This is a genomic window from Type-A symbiont of Plautia stali, from assembly GCF_059731155.1.
In genome coordinates this window covers 2,527,851-2,552,731 of record NZ_AP035891.1, presented here as the reverse complement: position 1 = coordinate 2,552,731, position 24,881 = coordinate 2,527,851, and the positions used below count along the sequence as shown (strand labels likewise).

At 52.9% G+C, this 24,881-nt stretch carries 26 protein-coding genes and 1 pseudogene; 11 read left to right on the top strand and 16 right to left on the bottom strand.

Translation table 11 applies throughout. The annotated features are described in order from the left end of the window. Window positions 1-10 precede the first annotated feature (10 nt). The 15 genes from AC6I8M_RS13575 to AC6I8M_RS13505 all read right to left on the bottom strand — a co-directional run bounded on the left by AC6I8M_RS13575 (window position 11) and on the right by AC6I8M_RS13505 (window position 17,517). The gene (locus AC6I8M_RS13575) at window positions 11-2,488 is read right to left on the bottom strand and encodes a hypothetical protein (RefSeq protein ID WP_498013448.1); all 2,478 of its coding nucleotides are present in this window, start codon (window positions 2,486-2,488) and stop codon (window positions 11-13) included. Continuing rightward, window positions 2,485-3,768: a hypothetical protein gene (locus AC6I8M_RS13570; RefSeq protein ID WP_498013447.1), complete on the bottom strand. Its 1,284-nt coding sequence runs from the start codon at window positions 3,766-3,768 to the stop codon at window positions 2,485-2,487. The genes AC6I8M_RS13575 and AC6I8M_RS13570 overlap by 4 nt, the downstream gene beginning before the upstream one ends. Next, a complete protein-coding gene (locus tag AC6I8M_RS13565) occupies window positions 3,768-5,900 on the bottom strand; it encodes a hypothetical protein (RefSeq protein ID WP_498013446.1) in 2,133 nt (710 codons plus the stop codon). The genes AC6I8M_RS13570 and AC6I8M_RS13565 overlap by 1 nt, the downstream gene beginning before the upstream one ends. After that, the gene (locus AC6I8M_RS13560) at window positions 5,900-6,430 is read right to left on the bottom strand and encodes a hypothetical protein (protein WP_498013445.1); all 531 of its coding nucleotides are present in this window, start codon (window positions 6,428-6,430) and stop codon (window positions 5,900-5,902) included. The genes AC6I8M_RS13565 and AC6I8M_RS13560 overlap by 1 nt, the downstream gene beginning before the upstream one ends. Window positions 6,431-6,432: 2 nt before the next feature. Beyond that, entirely contained in the window at window positions 6,433-6,879 is a 447-nt protein-coding gene (locus tag AC6I8M_RS13555; RefSeq protein WP_498013444.1) for a GNAT family N-acetyltransferase, read from the bottom strand. Between the two features lie 2 nt (window positions 6,880-6,881). After that, on the bottom strand, window positions 6,882-8,858 hold the full coding sequence (locus AC6I8M_RS13550) for a phage tail protein (protein WP_498013443.1): 1,977 nt from the start codon (window positions 8,856-8,858) through the stop codon (window positions 6,882-6,884). Window positions 8,859-8,860: 2 nt separating this feature from the next. After that, on the bottom strand, window positions 8,861-9,424 hold the full coding sequence (locus AC6I8M_RS13545; protein ID WP_498013442.1) for a phage connector family protein: 564 nt from the start codon (window positions 9,422-9,424) through the stop codon (window positions 8,861-8,863). 56 nt (window positions 9,425-9,480) lie between these two features. Next, entirely contained in the window at window positions 9,481-10,386 is a 906-nt protein-coding gene (locus tag AC6I8M_RS13540; protein WP_498013441.1) for a phage capsid protein, read from the bottom strand. A gap of 207 nt (window positions 10,387-10,593) precedes the next feature. Then, window positions 10,594-11,424 carry a hypothetical protein gene (locus AC6I8M_RS13535; RefSeq protein ID WP_498013440.1) on the bottom strand — a complete coding sequence of 277 codons (831 nt, stop codon included), beginning with the start codon at window positions 11,422-11,424 and terminating at the stop codon, window positions 10,594-10,596. Then, a complete protein-coding gene (locus AC6I8M_RS13530) occupies window positions 11,411-11,644 on the bottom strand; it encodes a Bbp19 family protein (RefSeq protein ID WP_498013439.1) in 234 nt (77 codons plus the stop codon). Before AC6I8M_RS13530 ends, AC6I8M_RS13535 begins: the two co-directional genes overlap by 14 nt. Further along, the gene (locus AC6I8M_RS13525; RefSeq protein WP_498013818.1) at window positions 11,641-13,272 is read right to left on the bottom strand and encodes a portal protein; all 1,632 of its coding nucleotides are present in this window, start codon (window positions 13,270-13,272) and stop codon (window positions 11,641-11,643) included. Before AC6I8M_RS13525 ends, AC6I8M_RS13530 begins: the two co-directional genes overlap by 4 nt. Window positions 13,273-13,507: 235 nt before the next feature. Continuing rightward, the gene (locus AC6I8M_RS13520; RefSeq protein ID WP_498013438.1) at window positions 13,508-13,930 is read right to left on the bottom strand and encodes a hypothetical protein; all 423 of its coding nucleotides are present in this window, start codon (window positions 13,928-13,930) and stop codon (window positions 13,508-13,510) included. 270 nt (window positions 13,931-14,200) lie between these two features. Further along, on the bottom strand, window positions 14,201-14,440 hold the full coding sequence (locus AC6I8M_RS13515; protein ID WP_498013437.1) for a helix-turn-helix domain-containing protein: 240 nt from the start codon (window positions 14,438-14,440) through the stop codon (window positions 14,201-14,203). Between the two features lie 527 nt (window positions 14,441-14,967). Next, a complete protein-coding gene (locus tag AC6I8M_RS13510) occupies window positions 14,968-17,259 on the bottom strand; it encodes a VapE domain-containing protein (protein WP_498013436.1) in 2,292 nt (763 codons plus the stop codon). A gap of 3 nt (window positions 17,260-17,262) precedes the next feature. After that, window positions 17,263-17,517 (bottom strand): helix-turn-helix domain-containing protein, encoded by a 255-nt coding sequence (locus AC6I8M_RS13505; protein WP_498013435.1) that lies wholly within the window; start codon window positions 17,515-17,517, stop codon window positions 17,263-17,265. A 98-nt stretch (window positions 17,518-17,615) separates the two neighbouring features. On the opposite strand from AC6I8M_RS13505, the gene AC6I8M_RS13500 reads away from it, so the two are divergent. From AC6I8M_RS13500 to AC6I8M_RS13450, 11 genes and pseudogenes are all read left to right on the top strand, one after another. Beyond that, window positions 17,616-18,068 (top strand): helix-turn-helix domain-containing protein, encoded by a 453-nt coding sequence (locus AC6I8M_RS13500; RefSeq protein ID WP_498013434.1) that lies wholly within the window; start codon window positions 17,616-17,618, stop codon window positions 18,066-18,068. A gap of 435 nt (window positions 18,069-18,503) precedes the next feature. Beyond that, window positions 18,504-18,803, top strand: a pseudogene (locus AC6I8M_RS13495) (KilA-N domain-containing protein); the annotation flags it as partial. Between the two features lie 168 nt (window positions 18,804-18,971). Continuing rightward, window positions 18,972-19,277, top strand: a complete 306-nt coding sequence (locus AC6I8M_RS13490) for a phage antirepressor KilAC domain-containing protein (protein ID WP_498013433.1) — start codon at window positions 18,972-18,974, stop codon at window positions 19,275-19,277. A 4-nt stretch (window positions 19,278-19,281) separates the two neighbouring features. Next, window positions 19,282-19,425 (top strand): hypothetical protein, encoded by a 144-nt coding sequence (locus AC6I8M_RS13485; protein ID WP_498013432.1) that lies wholly within the window; start codon window positions 19,282-19,284, stop codon window positions 19,423-19,425. An 8-nt stretch (window positions 19,426-19,433) separates the two neighbouring features. Continuing rightward, window positions 19,434-19,778 (top strand): hypothetical protein, encoded by a 345-nt coding sequence (locus AC6I8M_RS13480; RefSeq protein WP_498013431.1) that lies wholly within the window; start codon window positions 19,434-19,436, stop codon window positions 19,776-19,778. Between the two features lie 3 nt (window positions 19,779-19,781). Further along, the gene (locus AC6I8M_RS13475; protein WP_498013430.1) at window positions 19,782-21,023 is read left to right on the top strand and encodes a DUF2800 domain-containing protein; all 1,242 of its coding nucleotides are present in this window, start codon (window positions 19,782-19,784) and stop codon (window positions 21,021-21,023) included. Between the two features lie 17 nt (window positions 21,024-21,040). Then, window positions 21,041-21,589, top strand: a complete 549-nt coding sequence (locus AC6I8M_RS13470; protein ID WP_498013429.1) for a DUF2815 family protein — start codon at window positions 21,041-21,043, stop codon at window positions 21,587-21,589. Window positions 21,590-21,668: 79 nt separating this feature from the next. Then, window positions 21,669-23,735, top strand: coding sequence for a DNA polymerase family A protein (locus tag AC6I8M_RS13465; protein ID WP_498013428.1), 2,067 nt, complete (start codon window positions 21,669-21,671; stop codon window positions 23,733-23,735). 5 nt (window positions 23,736-23,740) lie between these two features. Beyond that, on the top strand, window positions 23,741-23,971 hold the full coding sequence (locus AC6I8M_RS13460; RefSeq protein ID WP_498013427.1) for an ANR family transcriptional regulator: 231 nt from the start codon (window positions 23,741-23,743) through the stop codon (window positions 23,969-23,971). Continuing rightward, entirely contained in the window at window positions 23,955-24,224 is a 270-nt protein-coding gene (locus tag AC6I8M_RS13455; RefSeq protein ID WP_498013426.1) for a PDDEXK family nuclease, read from the top strand. Before AC6I8M_RS13460 ends, AC6I8M_RS13455 begins: the two co-directional genes overlap by 17 nt. After that, the gene (locus AC6I8M_RS13450; protein WP_498013425.1) at window positions 24,221-24,457 is read left to right on the top strand and encodes a hypothetical protein; all 237 of its coding nucleotides are present in this window, start codon (window positions 24,221-24,223) and stop codon (window positions 24,455-24,457) included. The genes AC6I8M_RS13455 and AC6I8M_RS13450 overlap by 4 nt, the downstream gene beginning before the upstream one ends. Window positions 24,458-24,460: 3 nt before the next feature. Here the strand turns inward: AC6I8M_RS13450 and AC6I8M_RS13445 are convergent, their stop codons facing one another. Beyond that, on the bottom strand, window positions 24,461-24,844 hold the full coding sequence (locus AC6I8M_RS13445; protein WP_498013424.1) for a coiled-coil domain-containing protein: 384 nt from the start codon (window positions 24,842-24,844) through the stop codon (window positions 24,461-24,463). Between the last annotated feature and the right edge of the window lie 37 nt (window positions 24,845-24,881).

Below are 24,881 nucleotides of genomic sequence, written 5' to 3'. Positions count from 1 at the left end.
CGGCATTGTTTCACCGGGTGTCCACCAAAATTTTTTGGTCATATTCTTTTTGCGCACGTTGGCGCATTCTGCGTAGATAGCCAGGGGAAAAATACTCCTGAATATCGTGGAAAATCATATGATCTAGTGCTGCTTTTGCATACCAAAGATTTGCACCCGGCGTATGGCTTTTTGCAAAGCGAACCCAACCAGCGCCAACATGAACATCATCCCCAGCAGCAGCTTTATGAACTGCACCTAAAGTCAGGTTATAAAGTGCTTCAACATCCCCGGCAACAGGGCCCTCGATTGAAGCAATAACACTACTACCGTATTGCGTTTGGTTTGCTAAAAGGAAATCCCCGTAAAGGCCAAGAGCTCCACCTTTTAAAAATGCTTGCCCCCAAAACTCGGGTGATGATATGTCGCGCGGATCTCGACCGCTAGCAATTTCGTTAAGCTGAACAGCCATAGCCCCCAGCAAGGTAGAAGAGACGAGAAGCGCCGCCGCATACGTTGCCTTACCCGCCCCCTCTTGCGCCATCGCCCGGCGTACATGGCGCATAACAACAGTAACGGGAAAGCTTTTAAATTGCAGAGCCGAACGCCACAATTCACCATCCCACGTACCACGTTCCGTACCTCTGTACATGAAAACACGTTCCCTCGCACCAGGTTCAATGGTGCCCATGCCAGCTTCGTCCTGCACGACGCCGAGTAGTTTTGTTGCTGCATCATCACGTAGACGAGCGGGCGTGGTAGCAAATTGTTTTGCCAGTGGATCGAGTTGCTTATCTGTAAGAGCCAGAATTTCGTTGTGGGTTAAAACAGTATCACCCAAACCACTCAAATCAGTCACATCCGCTTTGCGCCACACAGCCCAATCAGCCGCGGTTACCCCGGCATTTTGCAATCGCTGCCTATCCCCTGCCTCTAATTTATCTAATGAGGCATGCTTACGCGTCAACGAACCAATCGCATCAAACATCACAGCCCCTAATCCTTGGTTACTGGCTGCACTTAAGGCATTAAGACCGGATGCACGCATAACCAATCCCGCCACTTTTCGGGCAGCGGATGACACCCTGCCAGACGTATCAGTTAATGTACCCAGGGAATCATCTGCAAAACGTGATAGGGAGTTTAGGTAATAGTTGATCCCAAGCCCAGCCCGTCGCGCTGCGGCCCTAGCCTCAGAATTTGCTGGATTGAGAAGCTTTAATTCATTCTCAAAAACCTGCACCACTGGAAGATTATTTATCTTGGCAGTAATCATGAGATTACCCTGATCACCAACCGCTGCCAGCGTGGCAGAGCCCAAACGGGAAGCAACATTAATGTTTCGGTAGGTATCAAATGCATTTTTCAGCAATACAGATTCTGGGATGTCTTGCTGCCCGGCAACATCTTTATATAGTCGCTCCGCTCGTTTTGCTGCGCGTTCAGTTCGTTTTGCATGTGCGGGATCTGCATCTATCATGGATTGACGCGCCATATCCAGTTGAGTACGAAACTGCAAATCAGAATTAGGGCCAAGTGTTTCAATCAACGCTATATCCCGAGACAACCTTTCGACATGCCCAACCAATAGCGATAAGAGATCTTTGTCGCCATACTTTTGCTGCGCCATCATAAAACTGTCCGCATCCTTGTAGTGGATGCTTCTTGACTCACTTCCGTGATTCGCGCGCAAGCTATTGCCAGCAAAGCGCCCAGGCTCAACCTTATTCACCCCACCCGTAGCAATCGTCCGTGCCGCATGAGAAAGAAATTCTCGTAACTGAGCTTCCGTCATCAGTGTACCGTCTTCATTCAGATATGTGCGACGATCTACCCAATTTACATGGTCATCAATCCACGCTTGTTTGTTTTTCGCCACCCTTAGCTGAGAGTGATTACGCGGCATAGCCCATGACTCCAGACGCCCAATTGCCCCGCCAGCGTTATTAAAACGTTGGCGCAGATATTCTGTTACGTCATGAAATTCTTTTGCTGCCGCTTTTGCTGCTGCATTTCCACTACTTTCACCATGTAGCTCTCTTATTACCGCCCTATTCTGTTCAGGATCTGCCAGCAAGCTAAATAATTTTCCTTTAGTAGTTTCCACCAAGGTCAACATTCGAGATAACGCCATATCCCTGATTGCTTTAGCTTGAGACTCCACGGATAAAACCCCACTGCGTTGATCGGAATCAAACGCAATAAGTCGGTCAAGTGCACGGATAGGAGTATCACCAGAGCTTTCCACATAATTTTTAACGCGGTCATGGGCCAGAATAGTTAGCGCAGTGCGCCATTTTTTTAATTTTGCCTCACGAGTTATGTCGTCTGCTGCTGATTTCCCCGCCTCCCTTAACCGATCCGCCCGAGACATTGACATCCACCCTGGGTTATTTTTCGCAAGGCGTTTGTGATGCTGATTGATACGATTTTCTATGCCGCGCACCTCTGCCTGATTAAGAGGGCGACCAATTGCATTAACAACCGCCTGAATACATTCTGCTCTCATTGATTACCATGCCTTAGTTCACATTCAATTGCAGCCATAACCCCCCGCGCATCCTGCTCAGCACGAGTAATTAACGCATCATCATCTCTTAGCATTTCCGTTGCGGAACGCTGGAAATTATTCCCCAAATCGTCTTCAACACGCACAGCAATGTCACCACGGCGGGCTAATACCTGGTTTGCGTTATCGATATCTCTCAGTAACGGATCAACATCCTGTGTTACCGTTTCAGATACTGTGTCTGGTTTATAAGTCACATCCACCTGGGGGTTATTTGGTCGCGCGGGGGAGTCATCAGGCGTAATGTTGGGTAGCTCTCGACCAATAAAGCTGGCGTCAAAAACCCCCTCAATACCTGATACATCAACTGGTTCACCTCGATTAAGCTGCTCGGATGCAGTGTCCAACGCGCGCTGGTGTGCAAGATTAGAGGCCATATCGGCAGGTAATCCAGGGGCTGTATCTTCCCTGAAGTATTGCGCATTTCTTGCCGTTAATGCCGCATCAACCGCCGCTGGCGTTGCTGGCGCTCCCGCGTGGGCCAAGCCGCCAAACGCAGCCCCTAGCACCGTATCTGCGATTAACGCGGTAGCGTCCCAGACCTTGTATTGGCGAGCCATATCCTGATAGCCGCGATCTTCCAGATAAGAGCCAGTAGCCCCCCTTTGCGCTATACCAAGAGTGGCATTACTCACAGCCCCAGATGCAAGCCTGGATAACAACGTTTTTGCATAAGGCGCGGCTGGCATAGCGGCACCCACACCAAGAGTTACCCCTTCAATAACTGCGCGCCCTGCTGCGGTTTCATCATCTAATCCCTTGCGACGACCTTCATCATCAAGAAAAATAGCTTCTGTTCCACCAGCCAATACCGCCCCACCAGCGACCCCGCCAGACAAAACCCCAACACCAGCCCTCGACATTACATCCCCCAACCCATTTAATATCTGACCAGTTACCGTTGTGACGGTAGGGTCTGGGGTTTGCAATTCGATATTTTTACGTACGATCCCAAGCTGCTCGTCAAGGTACCCTTGGATGTCTGTACCCGCGTACTCATCTACCCTTTTAGCGATAGGCGAAAGCAATTCTGTCGCGGGAGCACCAATTGCATAAGACAGCTTATTTAGTCCCCGATCAACACCGCGAATAGGTTCGACGATTAAATCACTAACAGAAAAAACACCGGGATTTATCTGCTTTTCAGATATGTGATTGAAACGTAAGATATCATCAACAAACTGTCGATTTTCATTTTCATCAAAAGAAAAGATATCCATTATTCACCCCCTCCATAAAGAGAGAATGCTTCTGTTTTTAGATAATCAGGAACACCAAAATTAGCGGGGTTGTCGCCAAATTTTATATCTTTTATTTTTTGGTTAATAACAGCGGCTTCGGCATTGTTAATGCCATCAATAGTGGCTTTTGAAAGATTAACAGTTAACGGGCGACCCTTCTTGTCGATCAATGCATCAATACCCTGACTGACTATATAATCACCATCACTACCAGCAGGGACTAAATTGAACAAGCTGGCTTGCTTAGCCCTCGACACATCCATCCCCTGACGCTCCAACGCCTGATAAAGCAACGCAGGATAGCGATATTTAAAATCGCTGGTACTTACACCGACAGGAACAAAAACTTTTTGTCCACCGAGTGTAATCGCTTCTCCTATCGTTTTGTTTAAAGCATCTTGTACCTGGGAACGGGTAACATCCGTTGAGTAATTTCCTTTTTGTGTGGCATCACCGACGCCATAGGCAAAGGTTAGGGTTAAGGCGTTTTGTCGCGCTTGCGGCCTACCGGCAAACGCATCACCGACGATAGAATCAAACTCCGCTTCCCAAGTTTTTTTAGCCTCATCCCAACTCGACATATCCCCCTTCTGCCCTTTAATTTGATCATACCCTTGGAGAACCTTATTTGTGCTTTCCATGCTTGGTAAAGATCCAGCTAATGCCGCTGTAGGCGTTTCTGGGTATATTTGCTGCATCAGTGCCTTATAGTCACGATCATTCGGCACCATGTTACGCAAACGCGTTAATATTTCAGATTTTTGCCCGCTGGTTTTGTCTTTTAACATTCCAGCCAGATAAGTGGCCTCCTGAGGCAATAAAACTTTATGGGGAACTTTAAAGCCCACAGTTGAGCTAATGGCATCCAACGTGGCGGAACGTTCCTGCAATTGCTGTGAGAAACGCTGACTTATATCCGCCCCATCCATAGCGCTCATCGCTGCGGCGGTTGTCGGATTTAGGGCGATCATGTCGAGCGGCGTAATCGCATCCCCCGTGCGGTTTTGGTTGAACAGCAATGGGGTTTCCATTAACTGCTTATTGGTCTTCTGGACGGCCGTAGTTAACCGCTGAGCCAGTCGCCACTGTCGCATATCTCCGCCATTCGCGTTCAGGTCGGCATAGAGATTGTTCACGTAATTTTGCGAAGCGACCGGACCGGAAGAAATAACCTTCCGAATGGTGTCTTGATCGGAAAGTAAATCCTTTACCTCCGCCTCCACGCTGGTTCCCCTTGTGGCGGCAATCACGCTTTCCTGCTGCTCTGCGGTGGTGGGTAAATCTGAATATACCTGCTGAGCAAAAGAATTATACGTTCTGGCCGCTAATGCCTCGCGCTTTGCCTCTGCCGCTGCTGCCTTTGCCCCTAACCGCGACTGATAGTCCATAGCCTGATTCAGCAACGCCTTGCGCTTGTCTGGATCAAGCTTATCCAGGTAAAAACCCTTTTCAGAGGTAAGCTGATGGGTTAAGTCAGACAAGGCTGCGCCGTTATCTCTCGCCTCCATTACTCGCTGCTGCGCCTGGTTGAACCAGTTTCGATCAACCCAGCTTTGGCGCACCTTGGCCCACTGCGCACCATAACCAATCCGCCCCTGTTCCTCGTACGCAGCAGACATGGCGTTGATTTTTTCGATATCTGCGCCGGGATAATTAGCCAACCTGCCCAGCTTATCCAGCCCGCTGTCGACCTGATCACGCGCTTCTATTTTCAGTGCTGCGTGCGCGTAGCCCTGCGCCGTGGTGAGTCCGTCAGATTCGTAGCGCTTTAGCCCGCCCTCTGCAACCTGTGTTTCTGCCATACCCAGCCCGGCGAATTGCGGCTTTTCCAGCTTTCCCACCGCGTCGTGATAGACATTCTCTACCTGATCCGCACGCAGTGTGCCGTCCTCAACACCACGGCGTATCGATTCGATAATGTCCTTCAGCCTGATTTGATAATCGAGCATGGCGTCGCCAGCACGCGCGCGCACGACCGCGTTAATCTCTTGCTTTACATCACCGGCCAGCCCAGCCACGGCTTGCCCGATAGCCCCCGTACCGCTCACATTGACGCGCGTTGGCTGAGGTGTGGGAACCGCATTACCAAAATGACCCGTTGGGATACGCATTACTTAATCCCCATGTTGCCGAACAGGTTGTTTGTTGATGCGCCGGTTTTGCTTGCTGGCTTATCTTGCGCGGTCTTCCAGCCAGAATACGCTTTCGCGCCAGATGACAGTAACGAACTCCCCGCACGGATATACCCCGACGTGGCAGCATTGCGACCGCTAATCCTGTCGGCCTGACCTTGTGCCCGATAGCGTGAAGCGGCGTTTTGGCCGTTTAAAATGCTCATCGTGGCGTCTTCTTCCGCATCACCCACAATCCCCGATGTAATGCGCAGTGCGGTACCCGATCCCGTTTCAACGCCTGAGGCGGCATACGCTGCGTTGGCCTGTGCTGCCTGTGCCGCACCCGCTTTTCGGAGGCGTTCGGCCTCTACCCGTGCCGCCGATTTTGCGGCCTCCGCGTCGGCCTCTGCCTGGCTGGCCTGATAATCCGCCATGCTTTTTTGCTGCATACCACTCGCTACCGCCCCCCCCGCGGCAAGAACGGACGAGCCTATAGCGGCAATGGCTAATGTAACCGGATCACACATGGTTAAACCTCCATCGAATACAACAGGCCAGCGCGTACCAGCCCCAGCCGTTGGTACAGTTCGCCGGTACGCGCTTCATGAATACCCGTGGTGATACCCATACGGATTTCCCGCACGCCGTTTTCTTTCGCCCAGGCGATAAACGCTTTCACCAGTCGGTATCCGGCGGTGGCGCCACGCCGTTCAGCGTCGATAAAAACGCCGTATTCAAACGCCATACGGTCGGTAGAAAACCACTGTTCAGCGATGCCGCCCCCCATCCAGCCGATAATCTGCCCGTCGTGCTCCGCGACCAGCACCACACCAAAATGGGAATCAATGAGCTGCTCCGCCAGTGCGCGGCATTTTTCCGCACTGAACGAAAAATTGCGGTACCGCGATTCCTGGTGCAGGCGCATACCCAGCAGTACCAGCGCCGGAATATCCTCTTTTGTTGCCGGTCGGATCATGGTTAGCCCCCGTTACTGGTGAAAGTGGTCATCACTGCCAGCAGGTGAAACGGCAGTGGCTGCAATTGCTGAATGCGTAATGTGTCTTCGCCTTTTTCCCAGCCGAGTTTTCCCCACGCGTGATCGCCGGTAAAAAGCGGTGCGGGCTGGTTGAGAATTTTCGGGCCAAAACGACGAAAAGGAATGGGTTGCCCGTTGCAGGTGGCGCCGGTGGTGTCGAGAAAACGCATGGTGACTTCGCTGGTGCGTTTCCTGGCGTTCTGTACGGTACCTTCGCTGGTAGAGACTTCCTGTGTCAGCGTTTCTATCGTGGTGTTAAAATGCAGCCCGATGGCGACGCTTTTCGCGGTGCGGGTCAGCGTGACAGCGCCGCCGGTGACTACCTGTGAGGGCATGACGTTGCCGTCTGCGACGATATCAACGGTTTTTCCTTCCAGGTGGTTTAAGCCGCTCCATGCTTTTACGCCCGCTTCGCTGGTGCCGGTAACCGCCGCATCACTGTGCAACGCATCCACCAGTAATTCAACGTAACGCACCGTTTGGCCGTTAATCTCACGTTTAACGATGGTATAGACCGCATCGCCCGAATCGGTAGGAATAGAAGATACCGACTCAAAAGCCCCCTCGGTGACATGCCGCGACCAGGCGATCACATCCTGCGAACGGTCGAGCACCATCGAACACAGGGTGCCGTCTGCGCGTATCAGCCAGGCGATAGAATCCGGCTGCTGCTGGTAGGCCATTTCCACAATGCCCGGTTCCGTGATGTGCTCAGACAGCACAGACAGGTCATTAGCGGAATAGGCGACGTAGCTGTCGGGGTCATAAGCGACCGCAAACAGTTTGCGCCCGGCGCGCTGGATAAAAAGGATTTCGGTACCCACGCGTACCGGGCGGATCGTATTGCAACCGTAGGTGCTGGGATTTTTTACGGATATATTGGTCGGCGTGATTGCGGCATCCGAGCCGCCGGTTAACGTAAACTCGCCACCGTAGGTCAGCGCAATAAGCGTATTCATCTGTGCTAAATGCACGACAGGGTTTAGCTGGTCAGAGGACACCGTAAACGACATGGCACCGTCGTCCTTGTTGCCCGGCTCGAAAGAGAGATAAGAACCCGTTTCGCTAAACCACACAGTTTGCGGGTACGACGGAGAACCGGCCAGTACCAGCCGTTGCTGGTAGAACGTCACGGCACCCGGATAGCCCAACTCTTTCGACCACACGCTGTCCTCGCGCGTCCATGCCCCCGGTGAGGCTGCCTGCGTAGCGGAAAGGTCGGAACGAATAACGCCTGCGGCTTTCTGTGCGTTGGTGATGGTGTTGATCAGCACCAGGCCGCTATTGATACGCACGTACGACCCGACATCAGCAGCCACCCAGCCGGTACCTGTAAAACGTTTGCCCGCTTCATCATCCCATAGCGTCAGCGTGATGGCAGAGCCAACAAACGCTTTTACCGACGGCTTGCACCATTTTTCCGGTGTGTCGCGGATTTCATCAAACGGCATCACCACAAATTCAGCAGCAGCCAGCCTCCAGTCGGTTTGCGCCCGGCGCTGTAACCGTTGCGGCGGGATATCCTGGTGAACCAGAAACATCGTGTCCGCCCCCTGCACGAATTTCACTTCGGACAGCATGCTTTCAGTGAACGGGCTTTCGATTTCATAAGGGGTTAAATCATCCCTGACCACCTGCGCGCCGTTCTGGAAAAAGCGCACATAGCGGTCGCCGAATTCCAGTTCGTACGCCTGCGAGCGGTTAAACACGAAAGGGATCAGGCGGGATTTTTTATCAGCGTATTTCGTGGCCGCAATAAACCGCGTACCGGGGCGGCGCTTAACGCCACCGTGAACCATACACACCGCGTTCTCTACCTGTTTCGCTCCGTTGGCATAACGCGCAATATCAACACGCCCCATTAAGCGCGGGGAAATTTCACCGGCGGTAAAATTGGTTTTTATCAGGTTGGCGCGCATGGTTAAAACCTCGACGTGAGCAACGGATAACCGCCAAGCGCTTCTGGCGGATCTTCCTGCCCGTCAATGGCCCTGGCCTGACGCAGCAGATAGGCGGCTTCCTGGGTCAGCGCATCGCGCAGGCTGGCGGATGCTGTTACCGCATAGGCTATCTTTGCTGCCATAAACGCTTCTGCCAGCGCCACCAGCGCCGGATCCCACGTTGATTCATCCTCGTTGCGGAAGAGGTAGCGCAGTTTCAGCGCGTTAATACTGGCGAAGATTTTCCGCCCCTCTACGCGATACGGGATATCGTCTGACGCATCGCCCACAGACAGGACGCGCAGCACGTCACCCGGCAGCGGAAACTGATACGCAAAGCCAAAAGCAGGGGCGGTACTGGAAGGGGAGAGCACCACGCGCTTAACGGCGCAGTTCCACGGGTGTTTACGCAATAAATCTTCGCGGACGGTGGGGTAAACGTTGGCACACAGGCGCGCGCTGTCGGAGTCCTGTTTAAAATCGTTAATGGGATTCTGCCCGAGGATAAGCAGCGCGTTAGAACAGATAGAAACACTGGAAGCCATAGCGGTACCTTTAACAAAAAGGCCGGGGTGTTACCCCCGGCAATACCCACGCGGCGTTACGCTACAAAACCAATCGCCACCACTTTCTTCTCGCTGGCGCGACCTGCACCGTAAGACGCATCCACGGAAATCTGGATGGTGTTGTTTTTGTCACGGCGCGGGCCGATATCGACGTTATATTCCGCGCCGGTACCGAAATGCACGGCAGACTTCGCCCAGGCCACCGTGGTTTTAGTGGTCACGTTTTTCTCCGTTACTGAATCCAGCGCTTCATAAGCGATCCACTGGAAGCCCAGCCAGTGGTTAGACACCGACCCTTCCTGCAACATCTTGACCGCCATAAAGTCGGCGCTGGTCAGTGTGGTGTCGCTCAGGATTTGCGTCAGCATGTCGGCGTTGTAAGCGATGTAAAGCTGTTCGCCGTTCTGCTCGTCACATTCGTTGCGGCGGAACATCGCCTTGGCGGCGATCAGTTTGGCTTTGGTCAAGCCCGTGCCACCCGCTACAATTTTCTGGGACGCAGGAAGCGCCACGTTGGTGTAAGCGCCGTTGTTTTCCGTCTTGCGCGCTACCGCATCCAGCAATGCACGGTAAATCACCGTATCCTTGCGGCGGTTGGTGGCGGCCAGCGTCAATTGCAGATAGGGCCCCTGAGGATCAGCAATCAGCTTGCGCAGGTCGCGCTTTTCGACAGGCACGAACACACCGTAATCCGCCATCAGCGCATTACGGGTACCGGCTTCCGGCACATCCCACACCGTGTCACCGAAACGCGTGGTGATCGCGTTCATTTCGATGGTGCCCATATCGTTGATGGTGAACGACGCACCGGTGATCTGCCCGCGATCCTGTACCGCTGCCTGTAGGCGGGAATCTTTTTGCTGTGAGGCAATCTCAAAAGAATCATGAAACTGCGTTACAAAGGCGGCGGTGATCATATTTTTGTTGGCATCAAAAGCCATAATGCGCACTCCAGTTCTGTTTCGCCTGCGGGGTGTCGGTTTCCCGGCCCAATACACCGACTGCCTGGCGCTTACAGACGGCGGGAAATCAGGTATCCGGCTACCACGCCGGGCTGGTGGAGTGATTTTGCGCAAGGTGTGCGTTCGGTTTCCCGACCAAATAAAAAAGCCAGCGCTCAGGCTGGCGTGGTGTGACATGTCACAGCATTACGCTACCGGTGTGTTGCCGTAGGTTTTCGCGTAGTACGCCTGGACACGCGCAGAGATTTTTTCATGATCGGCATGTTCCGGATCCATATAGGCATCCGACTTCATCAAATCACGAATGGTCTGTTGCTCTTCCAGATTGATATCGCTGCCAGCGGGGGAATCTTCCTGCATTTCTCCGCCGATTTTTGCCAGCAGGCGGATGACCATCGGGTTGTTGCCGACTTCGTCAATGCGGCCTTTGTCGGCATCATCCGCCAGAGCATTAAACGCCCGGTACGCCAGCCCGATGTTTTTGTTAAATTCCGCATCGGTTTTCCATACCTCGCGTAATGCTGTACTGGCGGTTTCCTGATCCAGTTGCGCGGCACCGCCCACCAGTTCCGGCGCACGCTGCATATATTCATTGAGCACAAAACTTAACTGGTCATTGGTCAGCCCCCTGGCATGGGCCGATTTTAAAAAGCCCTGCATTTGGGGATCGGCTTTAAAATCGTCCCAGTTGAAGCCCCCGGCATCTACCTCAGGCGCATATTCATCAGGCGTTTTTGGTGGCGCGTCCCCGCGGCCAAGGCGCTTTTCCAGATGCGTATGCGCATCCGCCAGTTTGCGGGCAGAGCTTTCAATATTGAGGGTGCCGTCTTCGCCCACCACGCGGTATTTTTCCGGCAGCCAGTCTGTCGCGCCCGGCTGCTGTGCTGCGCCAGTATTGAGCAAAGCGCCGCCACCTTCGCCACCCGCATTACCACCGCCGCCGTTACCACCATCGCCACCCCCTGAGCCTTCGCCTTCACTCGCCTGATTCATGAACGGGAATTTAAGCTTCCACATCGTCGTTTACTCCGTCTGCTTCGTTAAGCCTGCGTAAAATGAAATCGAGCACATCACGTCGCCCGGCGTTAAAACATGTCTGGCGATCCCCCTCAGAGCCCCCCCTGACGTACACGGCACCCCCAAAGCGCCGCGTTAATTCTTCCAGCACCTGCGGGCCGCCCGGCGTTTCTTCAAAAAGGCGTCGGTAGTCCTCAGGGCGAACGGGCTTATTGATCATCGTACTCCCCCGGCCATCTGCTGAACCAATGCGGTACCGACTTCCCTGCCTGCCGAGGTCGCCGCTTCCTGCCCTGCCTGCATCAGCATGTGTTGCTGTGCTGCCTGCTGCTGTACTTGCCTGCGTTGTTCACGTAAACGGGCCACATCGTCGGCACTGCGAATCACTTTGGCGGGAACACCCAGCGCCTCGGACACAACACGGGCCGCTGAGTCGGTATCCAGTAAGTCGGTAACCTCGGGATCAATCTGTGCCAGTTGCGCGATGTTGGCCCCGGCACGCTCAATGGCGGTCACGTCCTCCAGCTTCTGCGCACGGGCCAGCGGGGAAATGTAGTGCACGTTGAAATTGGCAGAGTCCATGCCCTCGGGCGCGGCGGGGAAAATGCCTGCGCGGTACGCAATGCCGAAACAGCGCTGAACCAGGATTTGCAGGTATTCAGCCTGAAAGCGTCCGTACACCGGGCCGAGTAATTGGCGGATGAGCGCAACCCGTACATGTACCTCGGTGGCGGTCATGGCGGGGCCGTCCTGCGGCTGTAGCTGGTCGGCCATCAGGATCTTGCGGATTTGCGCCCGTAGTTTTTCTTCGGACGTAAACGCAACGTTAAAATCGGCCCCCGTCAGCAACGGTTTCATGCTCTCCACACTGTTCGCCACGATAATGCGGCGTGGACCCACCTTGACGGTGCGCGGGTTAATCACGCCGTCGTCTTCCACAATCCACATGCCGGAAATGGCCAGGTCAGCGGCGGCTTTCTCCATGCGCTTAATTTCGTTCAGTTCTTTGCAGTCGGGCAGCGCGTCATAAACAGGGCCGACACCGTAGGCACTGGCGGGGATTTTCATCCAGCGCGGAACGGCAACGGGGAATTCGTGATAGCCAGACTCGCGCGCGGTGCGCTTGCCCTGCACCTCGATGTGATAGGAGGCAAAGCGCATGTTTTTTGCGAGGCGCGCATTGACCACACAGGTATCACGCGGAAAAATGGCGTGAATAAAATCAAATTTCGCGTCAGGTTTTTTCCTGGCCTCGTCGCGGATTTTGTCGCTGACATTTTTGTCGCCAAATTCTTTTACCGCCTGCTCTGCGGTTAACGGGTAGCAGCGATAAACGGTGTCAACGATGCCATCACGGCGAGACGATGAGACATAGCACTGCGACAGCGGCCACTGCTGGAAGGTAAAGCCGCCCTGCTCCCTGTCCTCATCGATGTAAAGGGCGAACCAGCCAGCAATAACCACATCCAGACAGGCTTCGTAGGCTTCCGCGTCAAAATTGGCCGCGTGAATGTTTTCCCATATCAGCGTTGCACAGGCAGAGAGCCACGTTTTTTGCTCGTCGGTGAGGCTTTCACTGTTTAAATCCATCCACTGCGCGTTTGCGGGCGTCATACCGGACATTAGCGCCGACGCAAGAATGCGCGTGCTGTCCGTTGCGGTACCGTCCAGCAACTGCGCCACCCTGGATTTAGCGCGGCTGGCGTCCAGAACATCGGAAGAAAAGCCAGCCCCGCGCAACGGGTAGGTGAAATCAAAGCACGCGCGCCAGGCCGATTCATTTGACTGGCGTAATGCTTTCAGTGAATCCGCACGACGGATTATTTTGCTGGCGGTTTCGTTGACCACGTTACGCCCCCAGGCTGGTTTTACCGCGTGCACCAGACGCAAGCAGCGACGTGCCGGAATCCGTTGCCCCTTCTGAACCCGTGGTAAGCAGGGACGAGCCTTTTTTGCGTTTACGGCGCGCTGCTGAATCCGCGTTTGCTGCCCTGGCGGCGGCGTCTGCTGCTTTGGCGGCTTCCGCTTCCGGGTCGTACCGCACAACGGTGGGTGAACCTCCTCCACACATGACGGATCCTCCTTAGCCGGGAACGTGCCAGCCCCTGTCAGTCAGTACGGGGGCTTTATGCGGCTTGCGCTGCCCGTCCTCGCTGGTGACTGCGGTACGGGGGGTTTGCGTGGTGGCCTGTTTAACCAGGTCGATAAAATCGAGGTTGTTCGTTAACGGCTGATCCATGAGGTCGGTAAAACCGAGCGTTTCGAACCGGGTGAGGGTTTGAAATGCAGCGGCGTTCAGTCCAGAAAGTGCAGCGTTGCGGGCTGCAATTTCCTCTGTAGCAATACCGCTCCCGCCATCTGCGCCCGCATCAGTTGTGGTATCGGCAATAACCGTTGCGCCAGCACTAGCGGCGTGCAGTTGTTCAGGGGGGTTAGCCGTACCCTCCCCCTCCGATGACGTAATGATTTCGCCCGGAACTTCGATTTGCTTTTTAGGTCGACCCATGTTGCTTACTCCGTTGGCATGTGGAGCTTACAGCATGCGTAAAGGCCTGTTCGGTTTCCCGACTAAAATAATCGATTCGGGGGGCTATTTAACATAATGGCCGTTTTGCGCACCGACGAAATGGCGCTCAAACCTAAAACAGGGTGAAGGGCGCAAAAGATCGTGTTTACTGCGCCGGAATGGGGGCCTTTTGAAAACAACATTTTCGTAACAAATGGCGGGTATCGCCGTTCGCCAGGATCATGCAACGAACCGTGTATTTTTGACACTTTAGCGCTTGCGGTACCGGCTTTGAAAAAAACGGGTGTAAGGGATTTCTTGCGGCGCTCTGTTTGTGACCAGTTCCCACAAGCGGATCAGCGCCTCCCCATCGTCGTAGCGCGGTACCGCTCCCGCTTTCCAGCCATACAGCGCTGACTTGGATACGTGGACGGTTTTCGCTATCTGTTGCTGCGTCATGCCCGCACGTTCGATATCGATGATGACTTTAAACCAGTCGATTTGCATCATGCGAACTCCTCAGGACAAAACGCGCGCACGCGCGAGGGTACAGAGGGACAAAACGCACTGGTTCCCGTGCACGCCGCGAGCAGTATTCTTCCCTCGCAGCACCGCGGCACCAACGTTCCAGCACCTCCTGCATATCTCTGCACATAATCTTCGACCTCAACACCGTTCAACAAAAATTTATTTCAGGCAAACATCTAACCTGCACAACCTCAGAAACAAGGTTGGTTACTGGTTTAATTTAATTTTTTCAATTAGTTAACTAACCAGCCAACCTATTTTGAAAAAAAAAATTCTTCCAATGCGTGCGCGTATGCGCGTGTATGTTTATATAAACTGGTTAGATAGGTTAGCTGGTTAGTTAATTTTATGTTTAATCTATCTTTTTTTTTAACCAACCTACTTTTTGAGGTTAGTTAAGGTTGGTTAAAACTTGCATTTTTCTGCGAACTCGTAATTATTTACGTTTTCCCAGCCTCTCGGCTTACCTGCTAAATTTTGCAAACTTGTACATTTCTGCAAATTCGTAATTATTTGCACTTTTCCCAGTGGTAAGGATTACCCGCTAAATTTTGCAACCGACGTTTTTTATACCCAAGATCCTTCATAATTTTGGCAACCCGCATTTCGTCACCCCGCTTGACATACGTTGCTTTAAAGCCAATGGCGTCGATGAGAATATCTTTTGATGTCAGCGGCACTCGCTCACGATTCAATTTAATATCATCACCTGTGAGTTCCACTGTCTCTTGCTCCAGCCATTCAGCGACACTGGTCGTCCAGACTTCATCCTTGACCTCATAGTCGCCGAGAATGGATTTGGCGAGCGTTTCGGCGCGCTCCCAGGCGATACCCTCACGCTTAAATATCGCAACCGCTTCAGCCCATAACTGGATTTTTTCATCAGCAATACCCTGAGCGATAAACTTACTATCGGTTTCATCAGGGATCGTCATGGGCAACCAACGGCGGTTACCTTCAGTATCTGTCAGTGGCGTATCAGAGTTAGAAGTACCGATGAAGCCACAACGACGTAGTAAAGTGACATAATGCTCACGAAACAGACCACGGTTACGATCGGCACGGGTGGAAATGGTCACCCTGACATCACCAATACCCCGCTTATCCATTCCGCGCATCTCGCCAAGTTCAATGACGTTATGCCCGCGCATTTCACGGATGCGTTCTTCCCCCTTTTTGCCGAAGTCAAGCTCCATGTAATGGTCGGGGGTGGGGGCCATTGCACGGATCCCTTCTGATTTATTCTTTCCCTGTTGACTGACGAGGATCACCGCCATATCACCTTTAATACCCGGCTCAAGAGCACGACCGGCAAGCAACGTCCACCAGTAGCGACCGACAGAACGGGTGTAGGCACTCTCTTTTATTCCCCAGTGGCGAATAAAAAATGTATCGATACGCGGTACACCATCCCAGGCTGGCAGTGTGTTTACCCACGCTTTCAGAGAGTCAAACCTGTTTTCCCAGGCGATTAGACGAACTGCACGTTTAACGGCTGCTTCTTCGAATTTCTTGAAGCCCAGACTTTCGAGAGTTGTATGTAGTTTGGTGTAATACTCATCCCGCAGTTGTATGTTCTTACCCTTCGGGGTAGTCAGTATTATCTCATCGCGGAATTCGTCGAGGCGGATCTGTACACCACAGAGATCTGGCCGTCGCAGCGCCAGCAGCACGTTAGAAATAACACCTTCAATTTTATCGTTTTTATCGCGAGTAAATTTGGGCCATGGCAAATACTCCGCAACCTCGTCACCCTTTTCAGTAACGTCCTCAAACTCCTCTACGCTGGCGACAGAAACCCGCTGGCGACCCGCAGCGGGATTGGCAACACCTGATTTCTGAGCATAGGCGAAAATGGCCTGATACCCGGTGCGGTCTGCTTTGAGTTTATTGTCGTCCCAGCGGGTTTCAGCTACAGCAATATCTTCCTGACTACCGCCGCCCGCGGTTGACCAGTCAACCCACAGCTGCCGCGCAGCATTTTCCCAGTCGGTACCTTTAAACCACGCGAGACGACAGCCCATTGACGCCCAGGCGTTATGTCTGCCACATTTGGGATGGGCGTCGGCCAGTACAGCCGGATGCCACATAACTTCGCGCAGGTCGTCAAAGGTCTGTTGGGTAACGTTATTCAGATCAACGAGACGCGATAAGTCATCGTCAGAATGCTCGGATACGGGGCGGATCGGTAAATCACCCGCCCTTGCCAGCAGGATATCGACGGTAACAGGCGTGCCGCTGAAACGTTCGAATATCGCGTTTTCGTCGGGTCCGTAGAGCATATGGTCAGGGTTATAGACGGAACGGTCCCAGCGGACAGGGTAGTCATCCAGCAGACTGATGCAGTCCATCAGCCAGTTTTCTACCGCCGGCCCAAGGATTTTATACTCCTCCGGGGTGACCGAACGGTCCAGCTCCATGCAAATGCGCCAGCGCTGCTCACCCTTTACGGTGGGGTGCAGATGGCTGGGTGTTGAGTACGTGAAGCATGAGAAACGGTCCAGTGCGTCGCGCAACGCCCGCCATGCTTCTTCATCGCAGCCGTCCATATCAAGGAACAGCACATCGCGATCACCCGCATTGAGCGCATAACGGCCAACGGCAGCATCCTTCATTGAATGCCAGATATAGGGCAGGCGTGCTTTTTTGGCGTACATCTGCGCCCGGGTGTCTTCCAGCGAGATGCCGATGGCCTTGCGAAGATCTTCAAGCGTGTCACTAAAACGCCTGAAGTTTTCGCACACCCCCGGCTTGGGCCGGACATCGCTGGCGTGCAGACCCGTTGAATAACGTATGGGCATGGGTCATTTGGCCTTGGTAGTGGATGTGGCGGGGGATTTGGGGGGTAGCCCATCCGCCGCGTTAGGGTAATCTTCACTATTTAAATCATGAGGAGTTACGAGCCATTTAGTGGCCCGGGACCAGTCAATAGCTCTACTACCGCGCGGTTTATATTTACCGGCTATTACTTGGCTGATAAAACCTTGAGATACACCAACCATTGCCGCAAAGGACGATTGGCTAATGTTTTCATGCAAAAGATATTCTTTAAGTTTCATACGTCCTCCAATAATCAATTTTATATTAGCGATACTGATTATCTTGGTCAATAGCGATACTGTTTGCGCCTTATTAGCAACGCAAATAAGGTATATGTATGAGACAAGTGACTGACCAAGATAAACAGACCGCTACCCGCTTGAAGCGGATATGGGATGAAAAGAAGAAAGCTCTAGGCCTTACGCAAGAGAAGGCTGCGGATGCGCTCGGCTTCAACACACAGGGGGCTGTTAGCCAATACCTTAACGGAAAAGTACCATTGAATACTGACACGGTAATCAAGTTTGCTAAGCTTCTTCGTGTCACACCTGAAGAGATAAAACCAGAATTAGCAGATCTTCTTTGTTATGTCAGAGAAACAAGCAACGACTCGCTTAATCGAGCTCCCGAATTGTTCATATCTCCAAAAGAGATGGCTATATTAAAGCTTATAAATCAACTTCCTGAATCAGAAAGAACTCAACTGCACGAAGCTCTTGAAGATCGGAAACGGTATTATGACCGTTTATTTGAAGAAATTGCTCAAGCTCGAGGGCTAAAAGTTAGTTAGGTAACTTTATCCGATAAATCCCTTCCAAGCCGGTAGCCACCGGCTTTTTTTTATACACACCATTACTAAAAAACCATTCATATCAAACTGCTAATAAAATCCGCCCCAATAAATCAGCTTTACTATTGACATTAAAATCAGTAAAGCTAATATTTAAGCCATGCACCACCCGCTCTTTAACAATCTGGACAGGGCAGTCACACCCCGCAATTCAGTGGCCCGCTGAATGTCTTGGCTAACCCGTTGAAACCGGAATGCGAGACTGGAACGTGATGAGGTACATGTGTTTTGCCGCACGTACCCGAAGCAAACGTGAATTTATCAAGCGTCGGCCCTGGTCGCGGGCGCTTTATTAAGTTCGCTGAAATGAAAAACGCGCGGGTAGTTGGTGCTACCCGCGCGTCAGAACAACAGCCAGGCTGAGGAGGCCTAACGATAAATACACTAACAAAACATAACGCACCTGTCATCGCCGGTGTTGAAATTACTACCGATGCTGAAGGTCGCTTCAACCTTAACGCACTGCATAAAGCAAGCGGTGGGGATAACGGTAAACGCCCCTCCCTTTGGCTGGCCAATAAGCAGGTTCAGGAGCTTATCGGAGAACTTGAAGCTAACTTACTGAAAAATAAACAGAGCAAGAATTCCTGCCCTGCTCATAAAACAGTCAATGTTATTAATGGCGGCACTTCACCCGGCACCTTCGCCCACGAACTGCTGGCCATCTCCTATGCCGGGTGGATTAGTCCGGCATTTCAGTTACAGGTCAACCAGACCTTTCTCGACTACCGTACCGGCAGACTGACAAAACCCGATATCAATTCCATCACCCGTAAAGACATTGCGTATTTACTCATCGCCTCCGAAGAGGAGAACGAACGCCTGCGTCTGGAGAATGATCAGATGAAACCGGATGTCGAGGCACTACAGCGGATCGCTAAATCGGAGGGTTGCGTATGTATTACCGATGCGGCCAAGGATTTGCAAATGCGACCCAAAGACCTTTTTTCATACCTCAGTGCTCATCGGTGGATCTACAGACGCCCCGGGGGTAAGAGCTGGCTGGCGTACCAGAACAAAATTCAGACGGGCGTCCTGATGCACAAAGTTCACGTAGTCACCCAAAGCGATGGCACCGAGAAAATGAGGGAACAGGTACTTGTTACACCGAAAGGCCTGACCGCACTTTCCCAACTTCAGGGGGATTAACCCGATGCAACAACCGAAAAAAGTTAAAACCGCCCCGTTAGCCACTGCCCCCGTAAATAATACCGTTCGCCGTCTGCACTACCTGCGCAAACGCGATGAACTGGAACGAAACCCCAACGCCCACTTCCCGATCACCCTTTATATCTGAGGTACTCCATGAGCCTTGAACTTGCCCTGAAAGAAAATACTGAGGCGATACACCAGCTCATTGCAGCCATGCAGAGCGGTAACACCTTGACCCCCGTTGCCTCCCCACAACCGAAAACAGACAGTGCCAGCGTCAAAAAAGCGGAACAGGAAACAAAACCAGCGCCTGATGATACTTCAGAAGACATTTTTGAGCAGGCCAGAAACCTGATTATGAAACTGTCAACAGGCGGCTATCGTAATGAAGCGGTGGAAATTCTGAACAAATTCGGCGCTCAGAAGCTGGGGCAGGTGCCCCAGGAAAATCTGGCAGACGTTGTGATGCTGGCAGAAGCCGCATTGCGGGGGGAGTAAGCCGTGCTAGATATTCACGCGAAACTTTCCCCCTCATCCGCTCACCGCTGGTTACATTGCAACGCGGCACTGGCAGCGGAGCAGTTTGAGCCGAACAAAACCACGAGTTATGCCGAAGAAGGCACAACAGCGCATCATCTGGCCGAAACGATCCTCCGTAACCGGCTGAAACCCCGGTCAAAAGCCAGTCCTGTCCCGCAGGTCAGCCAGGAAATGGTTGATAAGGTGGGAGAGTACGTTGAAGCGGTCTGGACGCTAGCGCAGCAACCCGGCGCGATACTCCTGGTCGAGCAGAAATGCGACTTCTCTCACATCGTTGGTATCCCCAATCAGTTTGGTACATCGGATGCGGTAATCATCACCGGCGACGAGTTGCAGATCCACGACCTCAAATACGGTTATGAGAAAGTGGATGCGTTCGAAAACCCCCAGCTCATGCTTTACGCCCTCGGGGCGCTGGAGCAGGTCAGTCTGATTGCCGACATAAACCGGGTAAGGATGTTTATTCACCAGCCCCGCATCAACCACGTCAGCGAGTACGAATGCAGCATACAAAATCTGGAGGAGTTCGGGCAGAACGTGAAAGCCATCGCTGCCGATGTGCTGCAACTGGCAGACGACGCCGGGAAAAACGGCCCGGATATTATCCCGGCTTCGGCCTATCACCCCGGAGAGAAAACCTGCCGCTGGTGTAAGCGGCGAGGCAAATGCCAGGCGCAGGCGGAGTATGTCGCGGCTGCGCTGATAAATGATTTCAGTGAAATAGCCGACCCGCCTTCTCTGGAAGACGCACTGACCACCGCCCGTCAGAAGCTGGCAGAGTCTGACGGAAAATGGCTGGGCGAAACACTCCCGCTGATTGACCACATCGAAAGCTGGTGTAAAAGCGTCCGCTCTGCGGCATTTAACCTGCTGCAAAATGGGCACCCCGTTCCCGGCTATAAACTGGTTCAGGGTAAACAGGGGAATCGCATCTGGAGTAGTGAAGAAGAGGCAATTTCCCTGCTTAAAGACCAGTTCCGGTATAAAAAGGAAGAAGTTTATACCTTCAAAGTTATCAGCCCGGCGCAGGCTGAGAAACTCATTAAAAAGGCCAACCCGCGCCGCTGGGCGAAGGTAGAAGCCATTATTACCCGCCCTGATGGCAAACCCGCCCTTGTGCCAGAGTCCGATCCCAAACCAGCGTTAAATATCAACCCTGTAAACGACTTTGACGATGTTGAAGCCGCTGAATCCCTCATTTGAATTAAAGGTAAGTATCCATGAAAGTAAAACTGAATAACGTGCGACTGGCATTTCCGGCATTATTTGAACCTAAAACTGTTAACGGTGAAGGTGAGCCACGTTTTAGCGCTGCATTTATTTTCCCACCCGACCATCCCTGCGTGAAAGAAATTGAAGCGGCTATCGCTCAGGCCGCTAAAGAAAAATGGGGGCCGAAAGCCGACAGCGTTCTTAAATCCTTACGCACCGGCCTGAAAGTCTGCCTGCACGATGGCGATGAAAAAGCAGAATACGAGGGCTATCCCGGTAATAAGTTTGTCTCTGCCAGTAATAAAGCCCGACCACTGGTTATCGACCGTGATCGTTCCGCGCTGACCGCCGCCGATGGCAAGCCGTATGCCGGTTGCCACGTTAACGCCACCATCGATATCTGGGCGATGGATAACAATTTTGGCAAGCGTATTAACGCGTCACTGGGCGGCGTCCAGTTCCTGCGCGATGGTGACGCCTTCGCTGGCGGCGGCGTGGCGACGCCGGATGACTTCGAGAATATGAGCGAAGGCGCTGACGCAGAAGCGTTGATTTAAACCCACTCACCACCCGGCACAAACGCCGGGTGTTTTGCAACAAGTAACCCTTTTCGCAAAGCACCCGCAAGGAATAGCTATGCAAAAACTCTGGTTAGACCTTGAAACCTATAGCGAAATTCCCATTAAAAACGGCACCCATGCTTACGCCGAAGGTGCTGAGGTCATGCTGTTTGCCTGGGCGATTGACGATGCGCCGGTGAATGTTTGGGACTTGACTTCCCGTGCGCCCATCCCCCTAAAATTAGCTTCTGCACTAAAAGACCCCGAAGTGCTTCTGTATGCTCACAATTCACATTTCGACCGCACAGTATTAAATCACGCCATGCCGGGGGTAGCAGCCGGTGGCGTTGAGCGCTGGCGCGATACAATGGTCAGGGCGCTGGCACACGGCCTGCCCGGATCGCTGGGCGATCTGTGTGACATTCTCAGTGTTTCGCAGGATAAAGCCAAGGATAAGGCCGGTAAGCAACTGATCCAGCTATTCTGCAAGCCTCGCCCGAAAAACAGCGCTATCCGCCGCGCTACCGCCAAAACACACCCTGTCGAGTGGCAGCGATTCGTTGAATACGCCGGGCTGGATATTGATGCCATGCGTGAGATCGACAAAAAGCTCCCTGCCTGGAATTACTCAGGCAATGAGCTGGCGCTCTGGCACCGTGATCAGCGTATCAATGATCGCGGCGTATTCATGGACGTGCAGCTTGCTGAGGCAGCGGTGACGGCGGTTGAGAGGGAACAGAAGGTTCTGGCCAGACGAACGCTGGAGCTCACGGACAACGCGGTGCAGGCGGCAACACAGCGTGACGCCATGCTGAAACACATAGCAGAAGCCTTTGGTATCGAACTGCCCGATATGCAGGCCAGCACCTTGCAGCGCCGGGTTAACGATCCTGATTTACCGTTTGAACTTCGTGAATTACTCGCTATCCGCCTACAGGCCAGCTCCACCAGCACCAGCAAATACAAAACCCTGATGAAAGGCGTCAGCCGTGACGGACGCCTGCGTGGAACGTTACAGTTTTGTGGGGCATCGCGTACCGGGCGGTGGGCCGGGCGATTATTTCAGCCCCAAAATTTACCCAGACCAATGCTAAAACAAGCCGACATTGACTGTGGTATTGAAGCACTGAAAGCCGGGTGCGCCGACCTGCTTTACGATGATGTGATGCAGTTGACCGGTTCAGCGTTGCGCGGCTGCATCATGGCCCCTGCGGGTAAAAAACTGGTGGTATCTGACCTTAGCAACATCGAGGGGCGCGTACTGGCATGGCTGGTCGGGGAGAAGTGGAAGCTACAGGCCTTTAGGGATTATGACGCGGGCGCTGGCCATGACCTGTACAAACTGGCCTATGCAAAATCTTTCGGTGTAGCCCCCGATGTGGTGGACAAAGATCAGCGTCAGGTCGGAAAAGTACAGGAACTGGCGCTGGGCTATGAAGGGGGCGTTGGCGCATTTCTGACATTCTCTCTGGCGTACAACATCGACCTCGAAGAAATGGCCTCTGCCGCTATCGACAACATCCCACGTAGCATTCTGGATGAAGCCGTTCGTGCATATGAATGGGCGGTAAAACAGAAGCGAACCTATGGACTGTCAAAACGCGCTTATGTTGTCTGCGACGCTTTTAAACGCCTCTGGCGCGAAGCCCACGCGGCAACATTCAGCTTCTGGAAGGAGATCGAGCAGGCCACCCGCCGCGCCATTGCCACACCCGGCATAACCCTTTCCTGCCGCAAATTAAAGCTTCGCCGCGACGGAAGCTGGCTACGTATTCAGCTTCCCTCTGGCCGGGCGGTCTGTTATCCCGGCGCACGTATCGACGACAGCGGCAAGATCAGCTACATGGGCATCAACACTTACAGCCGGAAATGGCAACGCCTGCAAACCTACGGCGGCAAGCTGACAGAGAACGTAACCCAGGCTACCGCCCGTGATGTGATGGCCGCGAATATGCCCGGTGTGGAGGACAACGGTTACGACATCATATTAACGGTGCATGACGAGATTTTAACGGAAGCACCAGACCATTCTGATTTTTCACACCTGCGCCTAAGCGATCTCCTCTCCACTAATCCCGCATGGGCTGAAGGATTGCCGCTGTCAGCGGGGGGCTTTGAGGCATATCGATATCGTAAGGAGTAACCCTTATGTCTTTTAGAAATTATGACAGCTCACCCTATTACCGTGCTGCGCGTGAGGCTGCGCAAACTGAACGCGAGGGTGATTACCGCCGCGCTGCCAAAATATGGGCGAAAGCAAACCGCGCTGCGCGTAACCCGATAAACCAGACGTGGAGCGAAAACCGCTCTGACTTTTGCCTGATGCAGGTCGGGCGGGAAAAACTGAAAGAGGCGGTTACCGATGGCCTACATCCGTGAATCCGCCATCGAAAAACACCTGATAGCGGAAGTGAAAAAGGCCGGCGGTATTGCTTATAAGTTCGTATCGCCGGGCAGGCGGGGCGTACCGGATCGGATTGTGCTTCTGCCTGATGGCAAGGTGCTGTTTGTGGAATGCAAATCACCAGGTAAAGCGCCACGCGCCGACCAGCTTCGGGAACACGACCGGCTGCGCGCTCTGGGTTTTACCGTGGTGGTACTGGACAGCAAAAATATGGAGGGTATTCAATGAAACTGGATAACGCACGGGTGCTGACCTTAAGACACCCCAATATGGGCGAGGTCGTCGCCATCACCAACGGCGGTGAGAGTATCGATGATGCCCGCTATCTGGTCAGCCTGGGCAGACAGCCTAACGAGGACTGGGAAACGCAGACGCTCAGGGCGGTGATTGGGTATATGGCGGAAGACAACAGGCGGCTGCGCAAACAGGTTAAGCGCCTGACGCAGGAGGGGGGTTACTGAAAATCAAAGCAGTTTAATTACCACCGTGACAATGGTCGATGCCAGACCGGCGATAGCAAGCATCACCGCACTCAGTTTTATCAATAATCCATTTGCAGTATGTTCAACATCCTTACGGAGTAAGGCTATCTGAGCTTCAGTTTTCTCGAAGCGAGCCTGCATCTGAGCTTCGTTCTTCTCGAAGCGAGCTTCCATGTCCTTACGGACATCGGCTATCTGAACCGTTAAATCCTTGCGCACGTCCTCAAGGTCGCGTTTGGTAGCAAGATCGGCGACTTCATGGGATTGACGCACGACAAGGGTTATAGCCTTGGCCTGCTCTCTATTAAGACCAGAGCTTTCCAGCTTCTCGACGAACTCTTGAGTATCAAATGCAACCTGGCCCATAGCGGATCCTCCTGTGTTAAGCCAAGTGTAAGCGATC